The following is an 18,479-nucleotide window of genomic DNA, read 5'->3' as shown; positions in this document are numbered from 1 at the left end:
ATTGAAAAGAAACGGGTTACAGCGCCGTGCGCAGGGTCCACAATTCGGGGAACATCACCTGGTCCAGCATGCGCCGCAGATAGCTGACGCCAGACGTGCCGCCCGTGCCGCGTTTGAAACCAATAACGCGCTCGACCGTGCTGACGTGACGGAAGCGCCACAGCCGTAATGCCTGCTCGATGTCAGTCAGCTTTTCGGCCAGTTGGTACAGATCCCAATGCAAATGCGGCGCCTGATACACGGCCAGCCATGCGGCCTCGACTTCCGGACTTGGCTCGTATGGCGCGCGCCAGTCGCGCTGCGTGTGCGACGCCGGCACAGGGATGCCGCGCCGCGCCAGCAGGCGCAAGGTTTCGTCATACAGCGATGGCTGCGCATAGGCCGCTTCAAGCTGTTGCCGCCTTGCGGCGTGGTGCGCGTGCGGCTCCAGCATGGCGGCATTTTTATTCCCCATCAAAAATTCAATCGACCGGTATTGCCAGCTCTGGAAGCCCGAGCTGTTGGACAGCGAGGGACGAATGGCGGCATATTCCGGCGGCGTCATGGTGGACAGCACGTCCCAGGCCTGTACCAGCTGCGCCATGATGTGCGAGACGCGCGCCAGCATCTTCAAGGCTGGCGCGCACTGGTCATCTGCAATGCAGGCCACCGCATCACGCAGTTCATGCAGCATCAGCTTCATCCACAGCTCGCTGGCCTGATGCTGGACGATGAACAGCATTTCATTGCGGTCGGCTGACAGCGGATGCTGGGCGTTGAGGATGTCGTCCAGGTGCAGGTAGTCGCCATAACTCATGTCGCGGGAAAAATCGAGTTTGGCGCCATCTTCGTGGACACTGGCGGCGCTCATGTGACGGCTCCTTTACGGTGGTAGCGGGCCTGCCGCCAACTACCCGAGTCGAGCACCCGGGCCAGCTCCTGCACCGCGTCCCAGACGTCGACGTAGCGCGTGTACAGCGGCGTAAAACCGAAGCGCAGGATATCCGGCGCACGGAAGTCGCCAACCACGCCATGGGCAATCAGCGCCTGCATGACGGGATAGGCGTTGTCGGCATACGCCAGACAGACCTGGCTCCCGCGCAGCGCCTCGTCACGCGGCGTGACGAGCTCCAGTCCGTGTTCACCACAATGCGCCTCGACGAGCTCGATGAACAGCCGCGTCAACGCCAGCGATTTGCGCCGTAGCCCATGCATGCCGCCTGCGGCCAGCACGGTATCGACGCCGCATTCCAGCGCCGCCATGGCCAGCACGGCCGGCGTGCCGCAGAGGAAACGGCTGCTGCCAGGCGCGGGCGCATAACTGGGCGTGAAGGCAAACGGCTCGGCATGGCCGAACCAGCCGCTCAACGGCTGCCGGCAAGTGTCCGCATGCCGGCCATGGACCCACACGAACGCCGGCGCACCGGGGCCGCCGTTGAGGTATTTGTAGCCGCAGCCCACGGCGAAGTCGGCGTCGTCACCGTTCAGGTCCACTGGAACCGCCCCTGCGGAGTGGGCCAGATCCCACAGCGTCAGCACGCCCTCCCGGCGCGCTTGCCGGTTCAATGCGGCCATGTCGTGCAGGCGGCCGGTGCGGTAATTCACATGCGTCAGCATCATGACCGCGATCCCGCCCTGCTCCAGCATCTCCGGAATCTGCTCCGGCGCGTCAGCCAGCACCAGTTCACAACCATATTGACGCGCCAGGCTCTCTGCAATGTACAGATCCGTGGGGAAGTTGTGGCGCTCGGACAGGATGCGGCGCCGTTGCGGGCGTTTGGCCAGCGCCATTACCAGTGCGGCGCTGAGCGCCTTGTAGACGTTGACCGAGGTGGAGTCCGCCACCACCAGTTCGCCCGGATTGGCGCCGACCAGCGTGGCGATCTTGTCGCCGATCCGCGCAGGCAACTGCGCCCAGCCCGCCTCGTTCCAGCTACCGATCAAGCCTTGTCCCCATTCGCGTTTGACGACCTCCTCCAGACATGCCGCAGTGGCACGCGGCAAAGCGCCCAGTGAATTGCCGTCCAGGTAGACCACACCGTCGGGCAGTTCGAAGCGCTCCCGCAGGTGCGCCAGCGGATCGTCACGGTCCAGCGCCAGCGCCTCCTGACGCGACGCGATCATGACCGGCCTCCGGTCTGCAAGCCCATGCGGGCCGGTGCGCCCAGCAGGATGCGCCCCAGCGCCATCTGCAGGCGGTTGATGTCCGACTCCAGGTGATCGGCAAACGCGGCGACACGCAAGATGCCTTCCGGGCCGGCGCCGACATAATTTGAATACGTAATGAAGATATCTTCTTTCATGAGAGCTTCCTGTATGTTGCGCATGCGCTGCGCATCGTCAACGATGAATGCAGCGATCGGGCTGCCGTTGTCGTCAATGGCCAAGCCGAGGTGGCGCAGGCTGCGTTTAAGCAGCTGCGCATTGGTGTGCAGGCGTGCGCGCAGTTCGGGACGCAGGCGTACCAGCTGCAAACTGCGCGCTGTCATGGCCGCACCAGCGGAGCAGCCCAGCGCGGCGCCACGTGCGGCCGGCGTCCGCCACAGACGCTCGATGACGGCGGCTGCGCCCAGCGCAATACCGCCGTGCGCGCCAAACGCCTTGGCCATCGAACCGCCGGCCACCACCCGGTCCCGCGCAATGCCGCACGCCTCCACCGCACCGCGCCCTTGCGCACCCAGTACGCCAAACGCATGCGACTCGTCCACGACCAGCCAGCCTGCGTGGCGCTTCAGCAGCGCGGCGTAGGCATCCAGCGGCGCAATCGTGCCGCGCGTGGCGAACATGCCATCCGTGGCGACCATGGGCCGACCGCCCTGCGGCAGCTTGCGCGCCAGTTGACGTCCCAGATCCGCCGGGTCGCAGTGCAGAAAGGTATGCACGGGACGGCCGGAGGCGCGGGCGCCATCGCGCAGGCTGTAGTGCGCCGCTTCGTCAATGAAAATCGCGTCGCAGAAATCGGCCAGGGCCGGCATCGCAATCAGGCCAAACAGATAGCCGCTACCGAAGTACATCGCGCCATCGACGTCGAAAAATGCCCGTGCGGCCTGCTCTGCTTCGAGATTCGCACCCAGCGCATAACCATAGTGCCGGCCCAGCTGCGAATGCACGCCAAAGCGGCGCAGCGCAGCGACTCCGGCTTCGATCAGGTCTGGCTGGTCGCCGAGGCCGAGGTAGCCCGATCCGCCAAAACTCAGCAGATGGCGGCCATCGACTTCGACCCAGGCGCAGCTGGGCGATCCCACGCGGTGCAGCGGGGCTATCGTCTTCGCTACTGCGCTCATGCCAGCTCCGGCGCCGGGTTGGCCACAGCGGGGTAAAACAGTTTGCTGCGCCGGCGGTAAGGCAAGTGCGCAAAGTCCATCGACAGCGCCGCGCCGGTCTCAATCACGTGGCAATTGCTGGAGAGCGCGGAAAACTCGGCGTAATAGTGGTGGCTGGATTTCACGGCAATCACGCGCGCCTCGTGCAGCGGCACGCCAAGGCCGGTGAAGGCGGTAGGCGACAGGGTTTGCTGGCGACGGCTGATCAGCACAATGTCCACAGCGCCGCAGCGCACCCAGGCCGCCCGCCCCAGCGGATCAACCATCGGCCCCACTTGCTGGCTGTGCTGCTCGGCCAGACCGAGCACGGTCACATCCAGCTGCAGCGGCGTACCGGACACCGGCCCGGCCTTGCCGCCGATGCTCAGGTTGATGGCCGCGCCCAGCCCTGCCTGGTGGCAGGCGTCGACCGCCTCCGGGTCCCACAACATGCCGAACGCGCAGCGCAGCGCCGGACGGCGCAACAAGGCGGCCAGCAACGCGGTGTGGTCGCACGGCGCACCGCCGCCGGGGTTGTCGCCAGCATCAGCCAGGATCACCGGATAAGGACCGGCAGGCGCCGGGTCGAGTACCTGCTCGACACTTTCCAGGCATGGCAGCAGGTCGTGACGCAGCCGGTACAGCGTCTGCGCCAGTTCATGCGCGGTGCGCGCCGCCAGTTCGCGGTCATGGTCCGCCACTACCAGCACCTTGGTTCCCGCGTCCGGCACATCGCCCCACGGGAAGCCGTGCACATAGCTGGCGGACAGGATGCCGGGACGGCGTTCAACCTCGCCCAGCAAGTCCACAAGACCGCGCATCGGCTGTGCGGTGGTCGGATAAAAACCCACCATGGCGCAGTCGGCCACGGCCATCACCGGACGGGTGGCGCCGGTGGCGGCTGCGCGGCACTGTTCGAACAATTCCACGGCGCGTGGTTCATAGTCAACGTGCGGATATTCGCGCATCAGGATGATGACATCCGCCTCCTTTGCCATGGCAGGGCTCATGTGGCAATGGGGATCGAGTTCGACGCCGATCACACAGTCTGGCCCGGCGAAGGCGCGCACTGCGGCGATCAGCTCGCCCTCGCAATCGTCCACGCCCTCGGCCACCATGGCGCCATGCAGGAACAGCAGTACCATATCAACCGGCATGGCGCGCTCAAGCGCGGCCAGTATTTCGCCGCGCAATTGGCGGTAGGCGCCAGCGGCCACCACGCCTGCAGGCTGGGCAATCGCATACACGCCTTCATGCACGGTGTCTCCGTATTGTGCGGCCAGACGGCGCCAGTTCTTGACGATCGGCCCGACGTCGCTAAGCACGTCGTCCGCAATAGCGCCGCGCACGATGCCGAGTTCCTCGAACGAGCGCAACGTGGTGGGAAAGGTCGAAAAAGTATTGGTTTCCGTGACCAGCGCGGAAGTGAAGATTCTCATGCGTTGTTGTCCTTTATCGCTTGTGCGCTGTTCCGCGCAATTAATGGCAGCACGACCAGCAACGCTGACAGCAGCGCCGCCGCCGGCACCGCAACAAACAGCGTTGCCAGGCGGTGCAGCGCCGCCGGCGCGGGTGTGCCTTGTAACGTACCGACCCACTCCAGGCCAAAGCCGACCACGATGCCGCCCAGCGACTGGCCCAGCTTTTCGGCAGAAAACAGGATGCCCAGGTACAGGCCCAGGCTTTCGCCACGGCTCGATGAATTCGTTGCGGCTTCCATTGCCAGCGTCGAGATGAGCACGGTCAGCGTGCCGCAGGACAGCCCGAACAGCGCGCCACCGGCCATCATCGAGACGTTTTCACGCGGGCCGGCGGCAAACCACAGCACGCCGGCGAACGCGGCCAGCAAGGCTGCGCCCAGCACCGCGTTGGGACGCAGCAGGCGTGCCAGCACCGGCGCTATCGCGACACCAAGCAGCAGCGACACGAAGATGGGCGTCAGCAGCGCTGACAGGTTTTCCGGACCGGCCCGCAGCAAATGCTGGTTGGCATAGGGCAGCGCTGCAAACAGGGCGGTAGAACTGGTCCCCAGCAACACCAGGATCAGCACCACGCGATAGAACTCCCGGTTGCGCAAGGTGGCGCGCAATGCCGCCAGCAATGGCGCGGTGGCGTGGCTTTCTACGCCAGCCCGCAACGGCGTGCGGCGCACGGCCAGCCAGCACAGCACCAGCGCCAGCGCTGACGCAGCCGCCAGCACGGCGGCCATGCACAAATAGCCGCCACTGCCTGAGCCGAAAGCCGCCACCAGTTGCGGCGCCAGCACGGACACCGCCAGTCCGGCGAAGGTCTGTCCCAGCGCGCGTGCCGACATCAGCGTGCTGCGGCCAGTAATGGTGTCCGTGATGTCGCCGGCAAGCGCGGTATGCGCCACGGAAAACACCGTCAACACCAGCGACTGGACCACCAGCAGCACGCCGATCAACGACACGCGCAATGGCAGTGCCAGGCTGTCGGTCGGCACAAACAGCAGCACCAGCACGGCAGGCAGCACCAGTGCAGTGACCGCCAGCAGCGCGCCACGGTTGCCCGCCTTGCGTGCCCAGCCATCCGTGCAACGGCCGATCCACGGGTCCAGCAGCATATCGGCCACCTTGGGAATCGCCAGCAGCAGGCCCGCCAGCGCGGGCGGCACATGGGCGAACTCGGTCAGGTAGAACAGGAACAGCAAGGGCACCACGCCGGAACTCAGCGTTGAACCCAGCGTGCCCGCGCCAAAGCCGGCGCTCAGCACGCGCGATGGGGCGGAGGTGTCAGCCATGGTCGGCGCGCTCCTGCAGACGCAAGCGGCGGGTACGCGAGGTATCGAGCATCAGTTCACGGCCTCCTGTTGCGCCCTGCCGCAGGCGCAAGGTGCCATGCAGGGGCACATGCGGGTCCAGACTCGATAGCAGGCAGACATCGCCACGCAGCGGCTGGAGCTTGAACACGTTGCGTCCATATAAACCCACGATGCGCAGCACATCGCGCTCGCCCGTTTCGACCACAATGTCGGCGCCCAGTTCGTCGCTGCGCCAGTTGCCGGAAAACGGTTCGACACTGCTGGCCGACTGGACCGGTTGGCTGACGCGTTCGCAGCGGTGGGTCTTGCCCTGCTCCGTTACGTGAATCGCGGTCACGGCGCCACTGCTGTCGCGCACCGCGACGATGCCGAACACGATGATCGACAGCAGGTTCACCTTGAGCCCGGATTCGCCATCCCTCAGCAATGGCAACGGCATGCCAAAGCTCACCAGGTACAACTTGCCCTCACGCGCTTCAATCGCAAAGTGCCGGCCGCTCTGGTCGCAGTAATAATCGCCGCCCAATGATGCGCCAAGCTGCGGATCGGCCGGCTCGTCTTCCGGCGTCAATTGCGGTTCCAGCAGCGCAGTCAGCAATTTTTGGGCAATGTCGGCGGCGGTGACGTCGCTGCGGTTGCTCATGACGATGATCTGGATGTCCTGTTCCGGCGCGGCCAGCATCTGGCAGGTTCCCCCAACCACGCCGCCGGCATGGTGCAGCACCGTCATCCCGCGCCAGTTTTCGTGTATCAGTCCGAAACCGTAGGGGTTGATGTACCCATTGGACAGCGTGGTCGGCGCCATGAGTTCATCCGACAAGGTATGCGGCCACAACGCCGGATTGACCAGATGGCTCAGCCAGCGCTGCATATCATCCAGCGTCGACGCCACACCGCCCTCGCCCAGTATCACCGATGGGAACAGGCTCTTTGTGAAATGGCCGTCCGGATGCACCAGATGCGTGGTTGCGCTGCCCGGCAGCGGATCAAGGTCGGTACTCCACAGCACGGTGTCATACATCGACAGCGGTTCAAACAGCCGTTCGCGCATGGCGTGCGCCAGCGGCTTGCCGATTACACGCTCGATCACCAGCGACAACAGGCGATAGCCGCCGTTGTTGTACATGAACTGCTCGCTGGTGCTGAAATTTTCTTCCTGCTGGCGGCACTGGTAATCAAACGCCGCCTCTTCCGGCACGATGGTCAGGCCATTGGACAGCAGCGACAGGTCCAGGTAGTCGCGCATGCCGCCGGTATGGTTCATCAGCTGGCGTACCGTGCGCGCGCCCTGCGATGCTGGCAGTTCAGGCAGCCAGCGCGCGATGGGTTCGTCAATCGACAGCTTGCCCTCGTTGCGCAGCAATAGCGCCAGCACGCAGCAGAAGTGTTTGGTCGTGGAGCCTATCCGCATCTTGGTCGCTGGCGTGTTCACCAGCCCCGAGTCCAGGCTGGCCAGGCCGTAGCCACGCCGCACCAGCGGCACGCCAGCACGCTGCACGCTCACAATTACACCGGGACCGCCATCGGTTGCCAGGCCGGACAGTACCGCATCAAGTTTTTCCATGTCATTACTGGTCATTGCTATCTCTTTCCATTTAAAATGAATAAACAATCATTCTTTTTATTTCCATGCCTAAACGCGATCCTGGCCATATGGCCGCCGTACGCCAGCAAATCCTCAGCGCCGCGCGCGCCGTGTTCGAACGCAAGGGGCTGTATGACGCTTCCATGAGCGACGTCAGCAAGGAAGCCGGCCTGTCGGTCGGTTCGCTGTATGTGCATTTCCGTTCCAAGGAAGCCATCCTGGTGGCACTCATCGAAACCGCCGAACTGAGTGGTGCACCATTTGCCGCCTGCGGCAGCGCTGCCGCTTTGCTGGAACTGGTGGAAACCATCCTGCACCGCCAGGAAGCGCCGGATACTGCGGGACAGGCGGCCCGGACTGCGCTGGAAGTGGCGGCGATTGCGCGCCGCAGTCCCGAAGTGCAGGCCGTGGTAATCAGGAACTACGAACAGTTGCGCAGCGCAGTGCTGGAGGCTGTCGCCAGGGTCAACGCAGACGCTGCCGGCCTGGATGCGGCCGACGCGCTGGCTGTTGGCGAGAGCCTGCTGTCGCTGCTGATTGCCGCACAGTCGCAAATGTTGATCGGCGTGCCGACCACCATCGATACCAAGATCGCGGCGGCCCGCATGCTGATTAGCCGGCTGCATGCCACGCCTGTGCGGAAGAAACGCTAGCGGCAGTTGCCGCCGAGGCTGCAGGTGCATAAGCTGCCAAGTCGAAGCTGATGCAGCCGTCCTCGTAGCGGGCGGACGGCACGCTGTCCGTGCTCATCAACAGCGGTGCGTCGAGATCCACCAGGTCGGCGTCCTGGGCCGCGATGAAGGCCGGTAGCAAGGCCCGCGAACGGCCGCCCATGCATCCCACCATGACGCCCAGACCGAGGCGCCGCGCACTGGCGGCCAGCGGCAGTGCTGCGGACAGTCCGCCACATTTGTCCAGCTTGATGTTGGCCACCTGGTAGCGGCGCGCCACCTGCTCCAGGTCGTGCACTGTCTGCAGCGATTCGTCGGCCGCCAGCGGGATCGGCGAGTGGAAGTGGTCCAGCATGGCATCAGCGTTGGCCGGTAACGGCTGCTCGATGAGCTCCACCCGGTGTTCCAGCAGGCAGCCCATGATGCGGTCCAGGTGCTCCACCGTCCATCCTTCGTTGGCATCGACAGACAGGCTGACGTCCGGCCGCGCGCGCCGAACGGCGGCGACGCGTTCGGCATCTTCGGCGCTGCCATCGAGTTTGAGCTTGAGCGCGCGGGCGCCAGGATAGGTCTGCGCCATGGCTGCCATCTGCCCGGCGGCGGCAGCGCCCAGCGTGACCATGGTGGGCTTGGCCAGCAGACCTGGCAAATGAGCCAGCTGATAAGCCGGGATGCCGCGCTGCGCCGCTTCCAGTTGCCAGACGATCCAGTCCAGCGCATTGCGGGCGCCGCCCGCTGGCATCTGCTGCACCCGGCGCCACATGCCCGGCAGGTCGCACGGCAGATCCGCCAGCCAGTCGTGCACCTGCTGTTGCATGGTGGCGCCGGACTCGCCGCGGTAAAACACACCGGCCGCTTCCGCTTCGGCTGCCCAGCCCTGGTAACGGGCCGAGATCCGCAGCACCTGCTGGCCAGCCAGGGTGCGGCCGGCTATCGACAAGGGCTGCTTGAAAGAGACGTGTTCGATGAAGGTTGAGATCAGCATGGGACGCTCTCAAAAGAAGGCATAGGAAAACTGCACGCCCAGCGTGCGCGGCGCGGCCAGGTTGATGCGGGCCGGCCCGCCCATGGCGCTCAGCGTGGTATCGGCGGAAGTCTGCGCGCGCCGGTCCAGCAGGTTGCGCACAAAGAAGCCGATGCTGGCGCGCCCCAGTTCGATGCCGCCACGCAGGTCGATCATGGTGTAGGCGGGCAACCGGTATAAAGGGTTAGCCGGCGGCCGCACGAAGGCATTGAAGCGCTCACCCGTGTAGCGCAGGGATGCGCCCAGGTAGGCATGGTTGCCGTCTACCGAAAAATCGCGATCCACCTGCACCGCGCCAGCCACCCGGGCGGCGTCGGGCAGGCGCTCGCCGGCCTTGCCGCCGAGGTCGGGGCTGTCGTCACGGAGTTTCGCATCGATCAGACTGAGCGCGGCCGCCACGCGCACATCCTCGGCCGGCTTGGCGCGCAAGGTTGCTTCGATCCCCCGTGAGCGGGCGCGTCCTGCATTGCCGATGCCGGAAAACCCGGCGTTCGCGGTGAACACTTGCATGTCTTTCCAGTCGATCTGGTACACGGCCAGTTCGGCCGATACTTTGCCTGGTACCAGGTCGCCCTTCCAGCCGGCTTCGTAGCTCCACAGGGTATCGGAAGCAAACGATGGTTTGTTGAGCGGCTCGCCCGTGAGCGGGTTGCGGATCACCGGCAGCGGTCCGCCGGGACGGTAGCCGCTGGCGGCGCGTACGTACAATGCGTGCCGTGGCGCCGGCCGCCAGCGCGCGGTCGCCATCCAGGTCGTCACATCTTCAGACGACTCGGCTGTCGGCTGCGGGGCCGGCGCGAACAGGCCGGCGAAGCGCTGATCGAGGTGCTGGGTGTTATGGCTACGGCGTACACCCAGGGTCACGTCGGTGCGCTCGTTGAAGAAATACGTGCCGGTGCCAAACACGGCCGCTTCGCGGAAGGTGGAGGGAAATTGTGCATCCGCCAGCAACGGCTGAACCGGTTCGAATGCCGCATTCAGTGGCTGCAAGTGCTGCGACTTGGCGCCAGCCTCATTGGTGTAGAACGCTCCCGCCAGCCATTCGAATACCCGGCTGCGTGGCGACGTCAGCCGGATCTCCTGGCTCACCTTGCGGTTGTAGAAGCTGTAGTCCAGCGCGTAGCCCGGTGCGCTGATGCCTAGCGGCGCCAGATAAGGTACGTACAGTGCGGACGGATCGGCGCGGCCGTCATTGCGTGAACGCTGCCAGCCGGTGATCGCATCCAGCGTCGCCCAGTGCAGGTCGGCCTTGATCGCCAGCGACAACAGGTCGTTATGCACTTTGACCGGTTCGTTGACGAACAGCCGTTTGGTTTGCCGTCCATCCACTGGCTGCCCGGTCGCAATCTGGACATCTTCGGTGGACGAGCCGTCACGCTGCTGGGACTGGGTCAGCGCGGTAAGCCGCAACGACAGATCCTTGCTCGGTGTCAGCAGCAGCGCCACGCGTGCGCCGTTGGTCAGCGAGCCATCAACTACCTGGCCGCCATGGTTACGGTCGTGCACGAAACCGCCCTCCTTGCGCTGATACAGCGTGGCGCGCAGCGCGGCGACGCCATCGCTCAGCGGCAGGTTGAACACGCCGCGCGCCACGTGGCTCAACTCACCGTGCCGGGCGTTGGACAGTTCCGTGGTGACGTTGGCCACACGCTCATGCGTGTCCGGTTCGACCGCGACATACTTGATCAAGCCGCCCATCGCGCCAGCGCCATAGAGTGTTCCCTGAGGACCGCGCAAGACCTCGGCCGCCGCCAGATCGAACAGGCCCAGATCCAACGCACTGGAACCGCCGCCCGCATAGCCGGAACTGGAGCCGAACGGGACATCATCGATATACATGCTGACCGTGGCGCCAACCTGCGAACCGGTCGAGATGCCGCGCATGGTGACCTGGCTTTGTCCCGTACCGCTGCCGGCTTCGTTGTAGTTCACGCCCGGCAGCAGCGCGGCCAGATCGGCCAGCGATTGATAGCCGGACCGCTCCAGCGCCTCGCCCCGCACGACGTCTGCGGTGAGCGGCACTTCGCGCGCCGGTTCGCGGCGGCGCTGTGCCGTGACGACCACGGTTTCAATCGCCTCGGACGCCGCTGCGGCATCTGGGCGGGCATTTTGTGCCGCTACGGTGAAAGGGAAAGCGCCACATGCGGCAAGTACCGCAAGAGGCAGGGATCGGCCATGAAAGGTCCAGCCGGGACCAGGTATACGTCCACGCATCTTTGTCTCCATAATGAATGATTGTTCATTTTTTTTATTGATTATGGATTCAGTATTCCGTCAACGCAAGAAGAATCTTTCAAATTGTTGCATGGCCGTTCGCCACGCCAAATGCTGGCAGAGCCGCTGTCACTGCTGGTCTCCGGGGGTGATGGCGCGCGCGCCCTACTACACGGATGTGCATGACGATGCGGAGGAAGTGCAGGCAACGAACAGCGCCTGGTGTGCTCGGTCCTATGCAGAAACCGGTGGGTGCGCCGGCGGGATTCTGGCGCGCAGGGCGTCGACGAAAGCGTCGGGTTTGTCGAGGCTGAGGTAGATTCTGGAGACAGGCCGCACGCGGCCAAAACCGTTCGCCAGCTTGCTGTTTTGCTGCAGCTGAATCTCGACATTCAGGCTGCCAAACTGCCGGAAACGCAGGATGCCACGCTGGCGGCGGATGTCGTTGCCGCAGCGGACCACTGATTCGATCATCGCGTAAGGCACATCGCGGTCGCCGGCACACACGCCATTCCGGATCAGCACTGCGTTGCCATCGAGCGAGATGGGCCGCCACTGGCTGGCGCGGTATTCCGCCACCAGATACAGCATCGACCACAAACTCAGGATGTCCATCAGCCACGCCGCCCATGGTCTCACCGACATCAGGTGCAGCATGAAGTGCGACAACGGCATCTCAAACAGCATCACCATGATGAACGCGAACTGGTTGGACACATTGCCGTCGTTCTTGCCATAGCTGAAGTGCTGCTCGCCGCGAAAGCGCAGTTGCTCGCCGTTGCGCATGAACAGTGCGTAGTACCAGATCCGCATTTCAAACAAGGCAAACGGTGCGAAGCCACTATGCCCAAAGCGGCCACGAACGGCGGTCGCCAGCGCCTCGTCGGCATTTCCGTTCAATTGCAGCAAAGCCTTTACGCGACGTGCGACCAGCACCAGCAAATAGATTTCCAGCGCACTCTCGGCCAGCACCAGCAGCAGCCAGTAGCTTTCGATACCGCGCCACAGATATTTGCTTTCATCGGGTATCAGCGCGCGGCCCACCAGCAACCCTGCGGCGACAATGCCCAGCCACGCCATCAGGAAGCGTTTGAGCGGCGGGCGAAACATGAAGTAGTACAGCAGAGGAATGGAGAGCAGCACGTCACCCAGCAAGGGCCACTCAGCCATGCTGCGGCCGTAGTCATTGGCGACAAACGGGACGCGGAAGTAACAGTAATGGGCGAAGATGACAGTCAATACGATCAGAGAGAACCAGTGTTTTCTACTCATCCTGCCTGTCATGACGGCTCCTGTGGAGGGACAACATCAAGAGTATATCCCTCCACAAAAGACTTTGCTGGCGACCTTATTTAAAGGCCTTGATCAGCGCGTCGAACTTCACTTTCAGCGACTCGTCATGCGGCGTAATCGGTGGCACTTCGCGCTGGATTTCCAGCAGCTGGTAGACCGCCATCTGCGCCGCGCGCACCGAGTACTCGACCGTGAACACCACATCATCCGGCACCTCGACAAACTGGCTGACGAAGGCCAGGTTGCGCGAGCCTTTCGGCACCGGCAACGGACGGTCGCTGTACTGGCGCGGCATGAACATGCTGGTGATGTAGGGCATGCGGCATGGGATGCAGTTTGCCGTCGCCATCACCTCTTCATAATCGAAGTTCAGATGGCCGCACAGTTCGCGCAATATCTCTTCACCACTGCATTCCGCCATCGGCTTGGCGACGAAGTTACCGACGCGGTCTGGATGCAGGCCATAGCCCCAGAATACCTGCACACCTTCCGGCTGGCCGATAAAGTGTGGCTGGTGCGCCAGCACTACGGACATGAACCAGTTGGAATCCTTGAACGTTACCAGGCCGCCGGTGCCCGCGCGGTTGCCCGTGAATTTCTCCATGCGGTCAAAGAACGCCGGCTGTTTCAGCGTCACGGTGAAGGACTCCCACCACGATTCGGGAATGCTGGAATTGAATGCAGCCGGATTGCCAAACTGCGGACGGCCTTGCGCCAGCTTTTCCCACAAAGCCCAGCCCTGGCTGTCGTCCTTATCCAGCTTGGGCGGGGCGCTGAACATGCTGCCGTAGCTGGAGGCATCCGTCATCGAGCCATTCTGGAAGAACACCAGGTCTTCCGGGCGCACGCGAAGTATCTTGGTTTCGCCATCCTGCGTGTAATGGATGGCGGTGACCGTCGAGGCGTCATCGGTCAGTTCAAGATCATGCACCGTGCTGTTGAACGCAATCTGCACGCCCTGCTGATGCAGCCAGTGCTGCAAAGGACGCACGAAGGAATCGTACTGGTTGTAGACCGTGCGCTTCACGCCTTCCAGCGTCTCGATGCGCGAGAACTCCATCATGAAGCGATGCAGGTAGCGCTTGAATTCCACCGCGCTATGCCACGGCTGGAACGCAAACGTGGTCGCCCACATGTACCAGAATTTGGTGTCGAAGAATTCCGGCGACAGCCAGTCGGTAATGGCGCTGTCACCCAGCGTTGCTTCATCGGCTTCGGTGAGCTTGACCAGCTCCAGCCGGTCCTGCATGGAAAAGCCCATGGACGTAACATCGACCTTGAAGCGGTTGCGATCCACCAGCCGCGCGCGCGAGTGGGACTTGTTGGCTTCATTAAAAGCTGCAGTTTCGTCGTACACCGTCTGGCCAGGATGCTCCAGCGATGGAATGCTCTTGAACAGGTCCCAGGTGCATTCGTAGTTGTCGGTGGTGAGCATACGGCCGCCGCGCAGCGTATAGCCGCTGTCCGGGTTGCCGCCGCCATCGAGGCTGCCGCCTGCCAATGGCATCGCCTCGAAGATGGTGATGTCGCTGCCGGCCACGCCACCGTCGCGGATCATGAATGCCGCTGCAGCCAGCGAGCCGATGCCGCCGCCGATCAGATAAGCTTTGATGGGATGATTCATGCACCTACTCCTTTTCATTGATATGTCAATGATTTTAGGGGGCGAAAATATGCGAGGTCTGTGCGATAGATCAAAGAAAATAAAAAAGCTCCCCAAGCTGAGGGGAGCTTCTAAAAGGCGCTTCGGAAAAGCTTATTCCTCCGTGTACATGTTCGCGTATTTCACGCCAAAATACAGGATGAACAGATAGCAGGCCGCCGGCACAAGGAAGGACAGCTGCAGGCTGATGTTATCGGCCAGCAGACCTTGCGCGAACGGCACCAGCGCGCCGCCCACAATCGCCATGCACAGCAGGCCCGAACCCTGGCCAGTCAATGGACCCAGCTTGTTCAGCGCCATCGAGAAAATGGTCGGGAACATGATCGAGTTGAACAAGCCTACCGCCAGCAGGGACCACATCGCGAGTGCACCGCCGCTAAAGATGGCCACCAGTACCAGCACAATCACGGCTGCGGCGTTGAAGGCCAGCGCCTTGCCTGGGCTGATGGTACGCATCACCGCAAAGCCGATGAAGCGGCCGACCATGGCGCCACCCCAGTAATAGCTGACGTAAGGCGCGGCATCCGCAGCGGACAGGCCGGCAACGTGCGCATCACCCATGAAGTTAATCAGGAAGCTGCCAATGCTGACTTCCCCGCCCACGTACAGGAAGATCGCAACCACGCCCAGCGCCAGATGGCGGTGCTTGAGCACCTCGGAGAAGCCGCCTTGTGCGCCGCCCGCTGCCGTATCGATGATCTTCGGCAGACGCGCCAGCGAGAACAGGATTGCCAGCACCAGCAGTGCACCAGCCAGCGCCAGGTAAGGACCTTGCACGCTGGCCGCTTGTGCGTGGTGATAGGCTGCCAGCTGTTCGGTGGTCAGCTTGGCCAGGTCGGCCGAGCTCAGAACGCCGCCGGCCAGGATCAGGATGCCGCCCAGCGTTGGCGCAACGGTGGTGCCCAGCGAGTTGAAGGCCTGGGTCAGCGTCAGACGGCTGGATGCCGTACGCGCGTCGCCCAATATCGCCACGTAAGGATTGGCGGCCACCTGCAGGATGGTGATGCCGCCAGCCAGCACGAAGAAAGCAATCAGGAACAGCGTATAGCCGCTGGTTGCCGCTGGATAGAACAGCGCGCAGCCCGCCGCCGCAATCGTCAGGCCTGCCACGGCGCCGTTCTGGTAGCCGATCTTCTTGATGAGCATACCGGCCGGCAGCGAGACGATGAAATACGCGCCGAAGAAGCAGAACTGCACCAGCATCGCCTGCACATAGGTCAGCGTGTACACCGCCTTCAGGTGGGGAATCAGCACGTCATTCAGGGACGTCAGCAAACCCCACATGAAAAACAGGATAGTGACGATGACCAGCGGGCCGGTATTGCCGCCCGCCTGCGACTGCCCGGATGCTACCGGTGCAGTTTGCGAATAGTGTTCCATACTCTTACTTTCTCCTCGTTATACGCTTCTTTATTTATTTGAAGTCCCCACATGCCAGCGCGTCCTTGTCCTTGGCAGCGCCGCCAACCACCTGGATGTTGGCAAACGTCGCCGCAAACGGTGCGTCGGCGGCCACGCTGAATGGCGTGCTCAGTGCCGCCAGCGGCAGTCCTTTGGCGCCGAAGCAGGCCAATGGAATCTTGACCGTCTGCTTGCCTTTGCCGGCCAGCTTCTGGAATACGGTACTGGCGTCCAGCGCCACTGTCTCCATGCCAATGGAAACCTTGCCTTGCGGCGCAGCCGACACGATAGCATCAAACTGCAGTGCACCGTCAGCCAATGCGTAGGCAGGCACCTTGATGGCCTTGCTGGATTGTGCTTCCAGCTTGGCCGGACCGGTCCAGGTCAGGCGCTTGGCGTCCTGCTGGGTGTTGATCTGTGCAGTTTCCACTTTCACGGTGGGCAGGTTGTGCACCGCGTTCAGGTCCGCGCCCAGAGCGACGCGCTTGTCGCCGCTGGTGACGTACAGGGCGTAGGTCGAACGGTCAGTCGGGTTATAGATCGGCACCGCCAGCGATTTGCCGCAGCCGCCTTCCGGATAGCTGGTGTCCAGCGCCGGCACCGAGGTCTTGCTGCTGTAGTTCAGGCCATAGCCGTATTTGAACAACGGATCGTAGTTGGCGTCGCCCACGTTCAGCGGCGACTGGCACGCAGACTTCGGCCACGAGAAGGACAGTTTGCCACGGAAGTCGGCGTTGACCTTGCCGTCGGCCTTGCGGAACAGGACATCGGACACGCCCTTGCCTTCCGTGCCAGGCAGCCATGCGGCCACAAAGCTGTCCGACAAATTCAGCAGGTCATTGGTGTACAGCGGACGACCGGTGATCGCCACCGTCACCACTGGTTTGCCCTTGCCCGATACCGCCTGCAGCACCGCCAGGTCTTCCGGATGGCGTCCCGACAGACGCAACGTGCCAGCGGGACCGATGTCGCCATCGCCTTCCGCATACGGAGTCTCGCCGATGACCGCGATCACCGCATCAAACTTGCTGACATCAACCCCTGCGGCGTTTTCGCTATAGGTGACGTTGTCCTTGCCAACCGCATCCTGGATACCTGCCAGGATGGTGTCGCTGTATGGATAGTCGCTGTTCTTGTTGTCGGTGCCCTGCCAGGTCAGCGACCAGCCGCCGGACTGGTTGGCCATGTTGTCAGCGCTCTTGCCGACCACGAGGATTTTCTTGCCGCGCGCCAGTGGCAGCACGCCGCCATTATTCTTCAGCAGGACCAGCGATTCACGCACGGCCTGGCGCGCCAGCGCGCGGTCTTGCAGCACTTCCTGCTTGCCGGCGTAGATGTTCTGCGAAGGCTTCTTGCCATCGAACAGACCGGCGCGCAGTTTGACGCGCAGGATGCGGGTTACCGCATCATCGATACGCGACATCGGAATCTCGCCCTTCTCTACCTGGGCGATGGTGTTGGCGATGAAGGGTTTCCACTTCTCCGGCACCATCACCATGTCCACGCCGGCGTTGATGGCGGCGGCGCAGCTGTCTTCGGCGCAGCCTGGCACTTCGGTGATGGCGTTCCAGTCGCTGACCACCAGGCCATCAAAGCCCATCTTCTCTTTCAGTGCGACGGTCAGCAGTTCTTTACTGCCGTGCATTTTGCCGTGGTCCTTGCCGCCCTTGACGTCGTTCCAGCTATTGAACGACGCCATCACCGTCTGCACGCCTGCTTCCAGCGCCGGGTAGTAGCCCTGCGCGTGAATGTTAATCATCTCCGACATGGTGGACTGGTTGACGCCGCGGTCCTTGCCTTCGGCCGTGCCGCCATCGCCGACAAAGTGCTTGGCAGTTGCGACGACGGTGTTGTCCGATTTCAGATCGCCCTGCAGACCTTTGACGTAAACGCCCGAGTATTCCTTAACGATCGCCGCATCTTCCGAGAAGCTCTCGTAGGTGCGGCCCCAGCGATCGTCACGCACCACCGCCAGCGTTGGCGCAAACACCCAGTCGATACCGGTGGCACGCACCGCCTTGGCCACCGACTTGGCCATCTCGCCTATCAGCTTGGCATCATGCGCGGCACCGAGGCCGATGTTATGCGGGAACAGCGTGGCGCCGTACATATTCGAATTGCCGTGCATGGCGTCGATGCCCCAGATGACCGGGACCTGCACCTTCATGTCGGTGCTCATCGACGCGTCGTAGTAAGCGTCGGCCAGCTTGACCCAGTCCGCAGCGCTGGCATGCTTGTTCCCTTGCGGCCAGCTGCCGCCGCCATTCAGCACGGAGCCGATGTAGTACTTGCGGATGTCTTCAGGCGTGCTGAATTTGATTTCCGGCTGGGTCATCTGACCGATTTTCTGCGCCAGCGTCATGCCTGCCACGATCTGCTTGATGCGCGCTTCCATGGCCTTGTCCTGCTTGACGGCGCTGGTGATATGCGGCCAGTCGGTCAGCGGTTTGGCGGCCGGTGCGGCGACGGCGTTGATGCCCAGTGCCAGCGTGGCAGTGGCGGCCAGCACGGCGCGGCGCAGGATGTGGTTATGCGAATTCATTCAGTCTCTCTCCGTTTGTAGTT

General features: G+C 63.1%; 13 protein-coding genes. 1 reads left to right on the top strand and 12 read right to left on the bottom strand.

Annotated elements, in window-relative coordinates; translation table 11 throughout:
- Positions 1-16: 16 nt before the first annotated feature.
- Genes kynA through GTP58_RS01650 form a run of 6 tightly spaced genes read right to left on the bottom strand, consistent with a single transcriptional unit; the run spans position 17 to position 7,642 of the window.
- Positions 17-850: a tryptophan 2,3-dioxygenase gene (kynA, locus tag GTP58_RS01675; RefSeq protein ID WP_161076030.1), complete on the bottom strand. Its 834-nt coding sequence runs from the start codon at positions 848-850 to the stop codon at positions 17-19.
- Positions 847-2,103 (bottom strand): kynureninase, encoded by a 1,257-nt coding sequence (gene kynU / locus GTP58_RS01670; RefSeq protein ID WP_161076029.1) that lies wholly within the window; start codon positions 2,101-2,103, stop codon positions 847-849. The genes kynA and kynU overlap by 4 nt, the downstream gene beginning before the upstream one ends.
- The gene (locus GTP58_RS01665; protein ID WP_161076028.1) at positions 2,100-3,263 is read right to left on the bottom strand and encodes a pyridoxal phosphate-dependent aminotransferase family protein; all 1,164 of its coding nucleotides are present in this window, start codon (positions 3,261-3,263) and stop codon (positions 2,100-2,102) included. The genes kynU and GTP58_RS01665 overlap by 4 nt, the downstream gene beginning before the upstream one ends.
- Complete coding sequence (locus GTP58_RS01660; protein WP_161076027.1) at positions 3,260-4,720, bottom strand: M81 family metallopeptidase; 1,461 nt, start codon at positions 4,718-4,720, stop codon at positions 3,260-3,262. The genes GTP58_RS01665 and GTP58_RS01660 overlap by 4 nt, the downstream gene beginning before the upstream one ends.
- Complete coding sequence (locus tag GTP58_RS01655; protein ID WP_161076026.1) at positions 4,717-6,042, bottom strand: MFS transporter; 1,326 nt, start codon at positions 6,040-6,042, stop codon at positions 4,717-4,719. Before GTP58_RS01655 ends, GTP58_RS01660 begins: the two co-directional genes overlap by 4 nt.
- Positions 6,035-7,642 (bottom strand): serine hydrolase, encoded by a 1,608-nt coding sequence (locus tag GTP58_RS01650; RefSeq protein WP_161076025.1) that lies wholly within the window; start codon positions 7,640-7,642, stop codon positions 6,035-6,037. The genes GTP58_RS01655 and GTP58_RS01650 overlap by 8 nt, the downstream gene beginning before the upstream one ends.
- Before the next feature lie 50 nt (positions 7,643-7,692).
- On the opposite strand from GTP58_RS01650, the gene GTP58_RS01645 reads away from it, so the two are divergent.
- Complete coding sequence (locus GTP58_RS01645) at positions 7,693-8,301, top strand: TetR/AcrR family transcriptional regulator (RefSeq protein ID WP_161076024.1); 609 nt, start codon at positions 7,693-7,695, stop codon at positions 8,299-8,301.
- Here the strand turns inward: GTP58_RS01645 and GTP58_RS01640 are convergent.
- The 6 genes from GTP58_RS01640 to GTP58_RS01615 form a co-directional block, all read right to left on the bottom strand.
- A complete protein-coding gene (locus GTP58_RS01640) occupies positions 8,261-9,304 on the bottom strand; it encodes an enolase C-terminal domain-like protein (RefSeq protein ID WP_161076023.1) in 1,044 nt (347 codons plus the stop codon). The genes GTP58_RS01645 and GTP58_RS01640 overlap by 41 nt on opposite strands.
- A gap of 9 nt (positions 9,305-9,313) precedes the next feature.
- Complete coding sequence (locus tag GTP58_RS01635) at positions 9,314-11,557, bottom strand: TonB-dependent receptor (RefSeq protein ID WP_161076022.1); 2,244 nt, start codon at positions 11,555-11,557, stop codon at positions 9,314-9,316.
- A gap of 234 nt (positions 11,558-11,791) precedes the next feature.
- Positions 11,792-12,841: a hypothetical protein gene (locus tag GTP58_RS01630; RefSeq protein WP_161076021.1), complete on the bottom strand. Its 1,050-nt coding sequence runs from the start codon at positions 12,839-12,841 to the stop codon at positions 11,792-11,794.
- Between the two features lie 64 nt (positions 12,842-12,905).
- Positions 12,906-14,474, bottom strand: coding sequence for an oleate hydratase (locus GTP58_RS01625; RefSeq protein WP_161076020.1), 1,569 nt, complete (start codon positions 14,472-14,474; stop codon positions 12,906-12,908).
- A gap of 132 nt (positions 14,475-14,606) precedes the next feature.
- Positions 14,607-15,893 carry a sugar MFS transporter gene (locus GTP58_RS01620; protein WP_161076019.1) on the bottom strand — a complete coding sequence of 429 codons (1,287 nt, stop codon included), beginning with the start codon at positions 15,891-15,893 and terminating at the stop codon, positions 14,607-14,609.
- 34 nt (positions 15,894-15,927) lie between these two features.
- A complete protein-coding gene (locus GTP58_RS01615) occupies positions 15,928-18,456 on the bottom strand; it encodes a glycoside hydrolase family 3 protein (RefSeq protein ID WP_161076018.1) in 2,529 nt (842 codons plus the stop codon).
- Positions 18,457-18,479: the final 23 nt, after the last annotated feature.

Source organism: Duganella sp. CY15W (assembly GCF_009857555.1).
Classification (GTDB): Bacteria; Pseudomonadota; Gammaproteobacteria; order Burkholderiales; family Burkholderiaceae_D; genus Rugamonas; species Rugamonas sacchari.
Note: the sequence above shows the minus strand (reverse complement) of the source record. Positions and strands in the feature narration are given on the sequence as shown.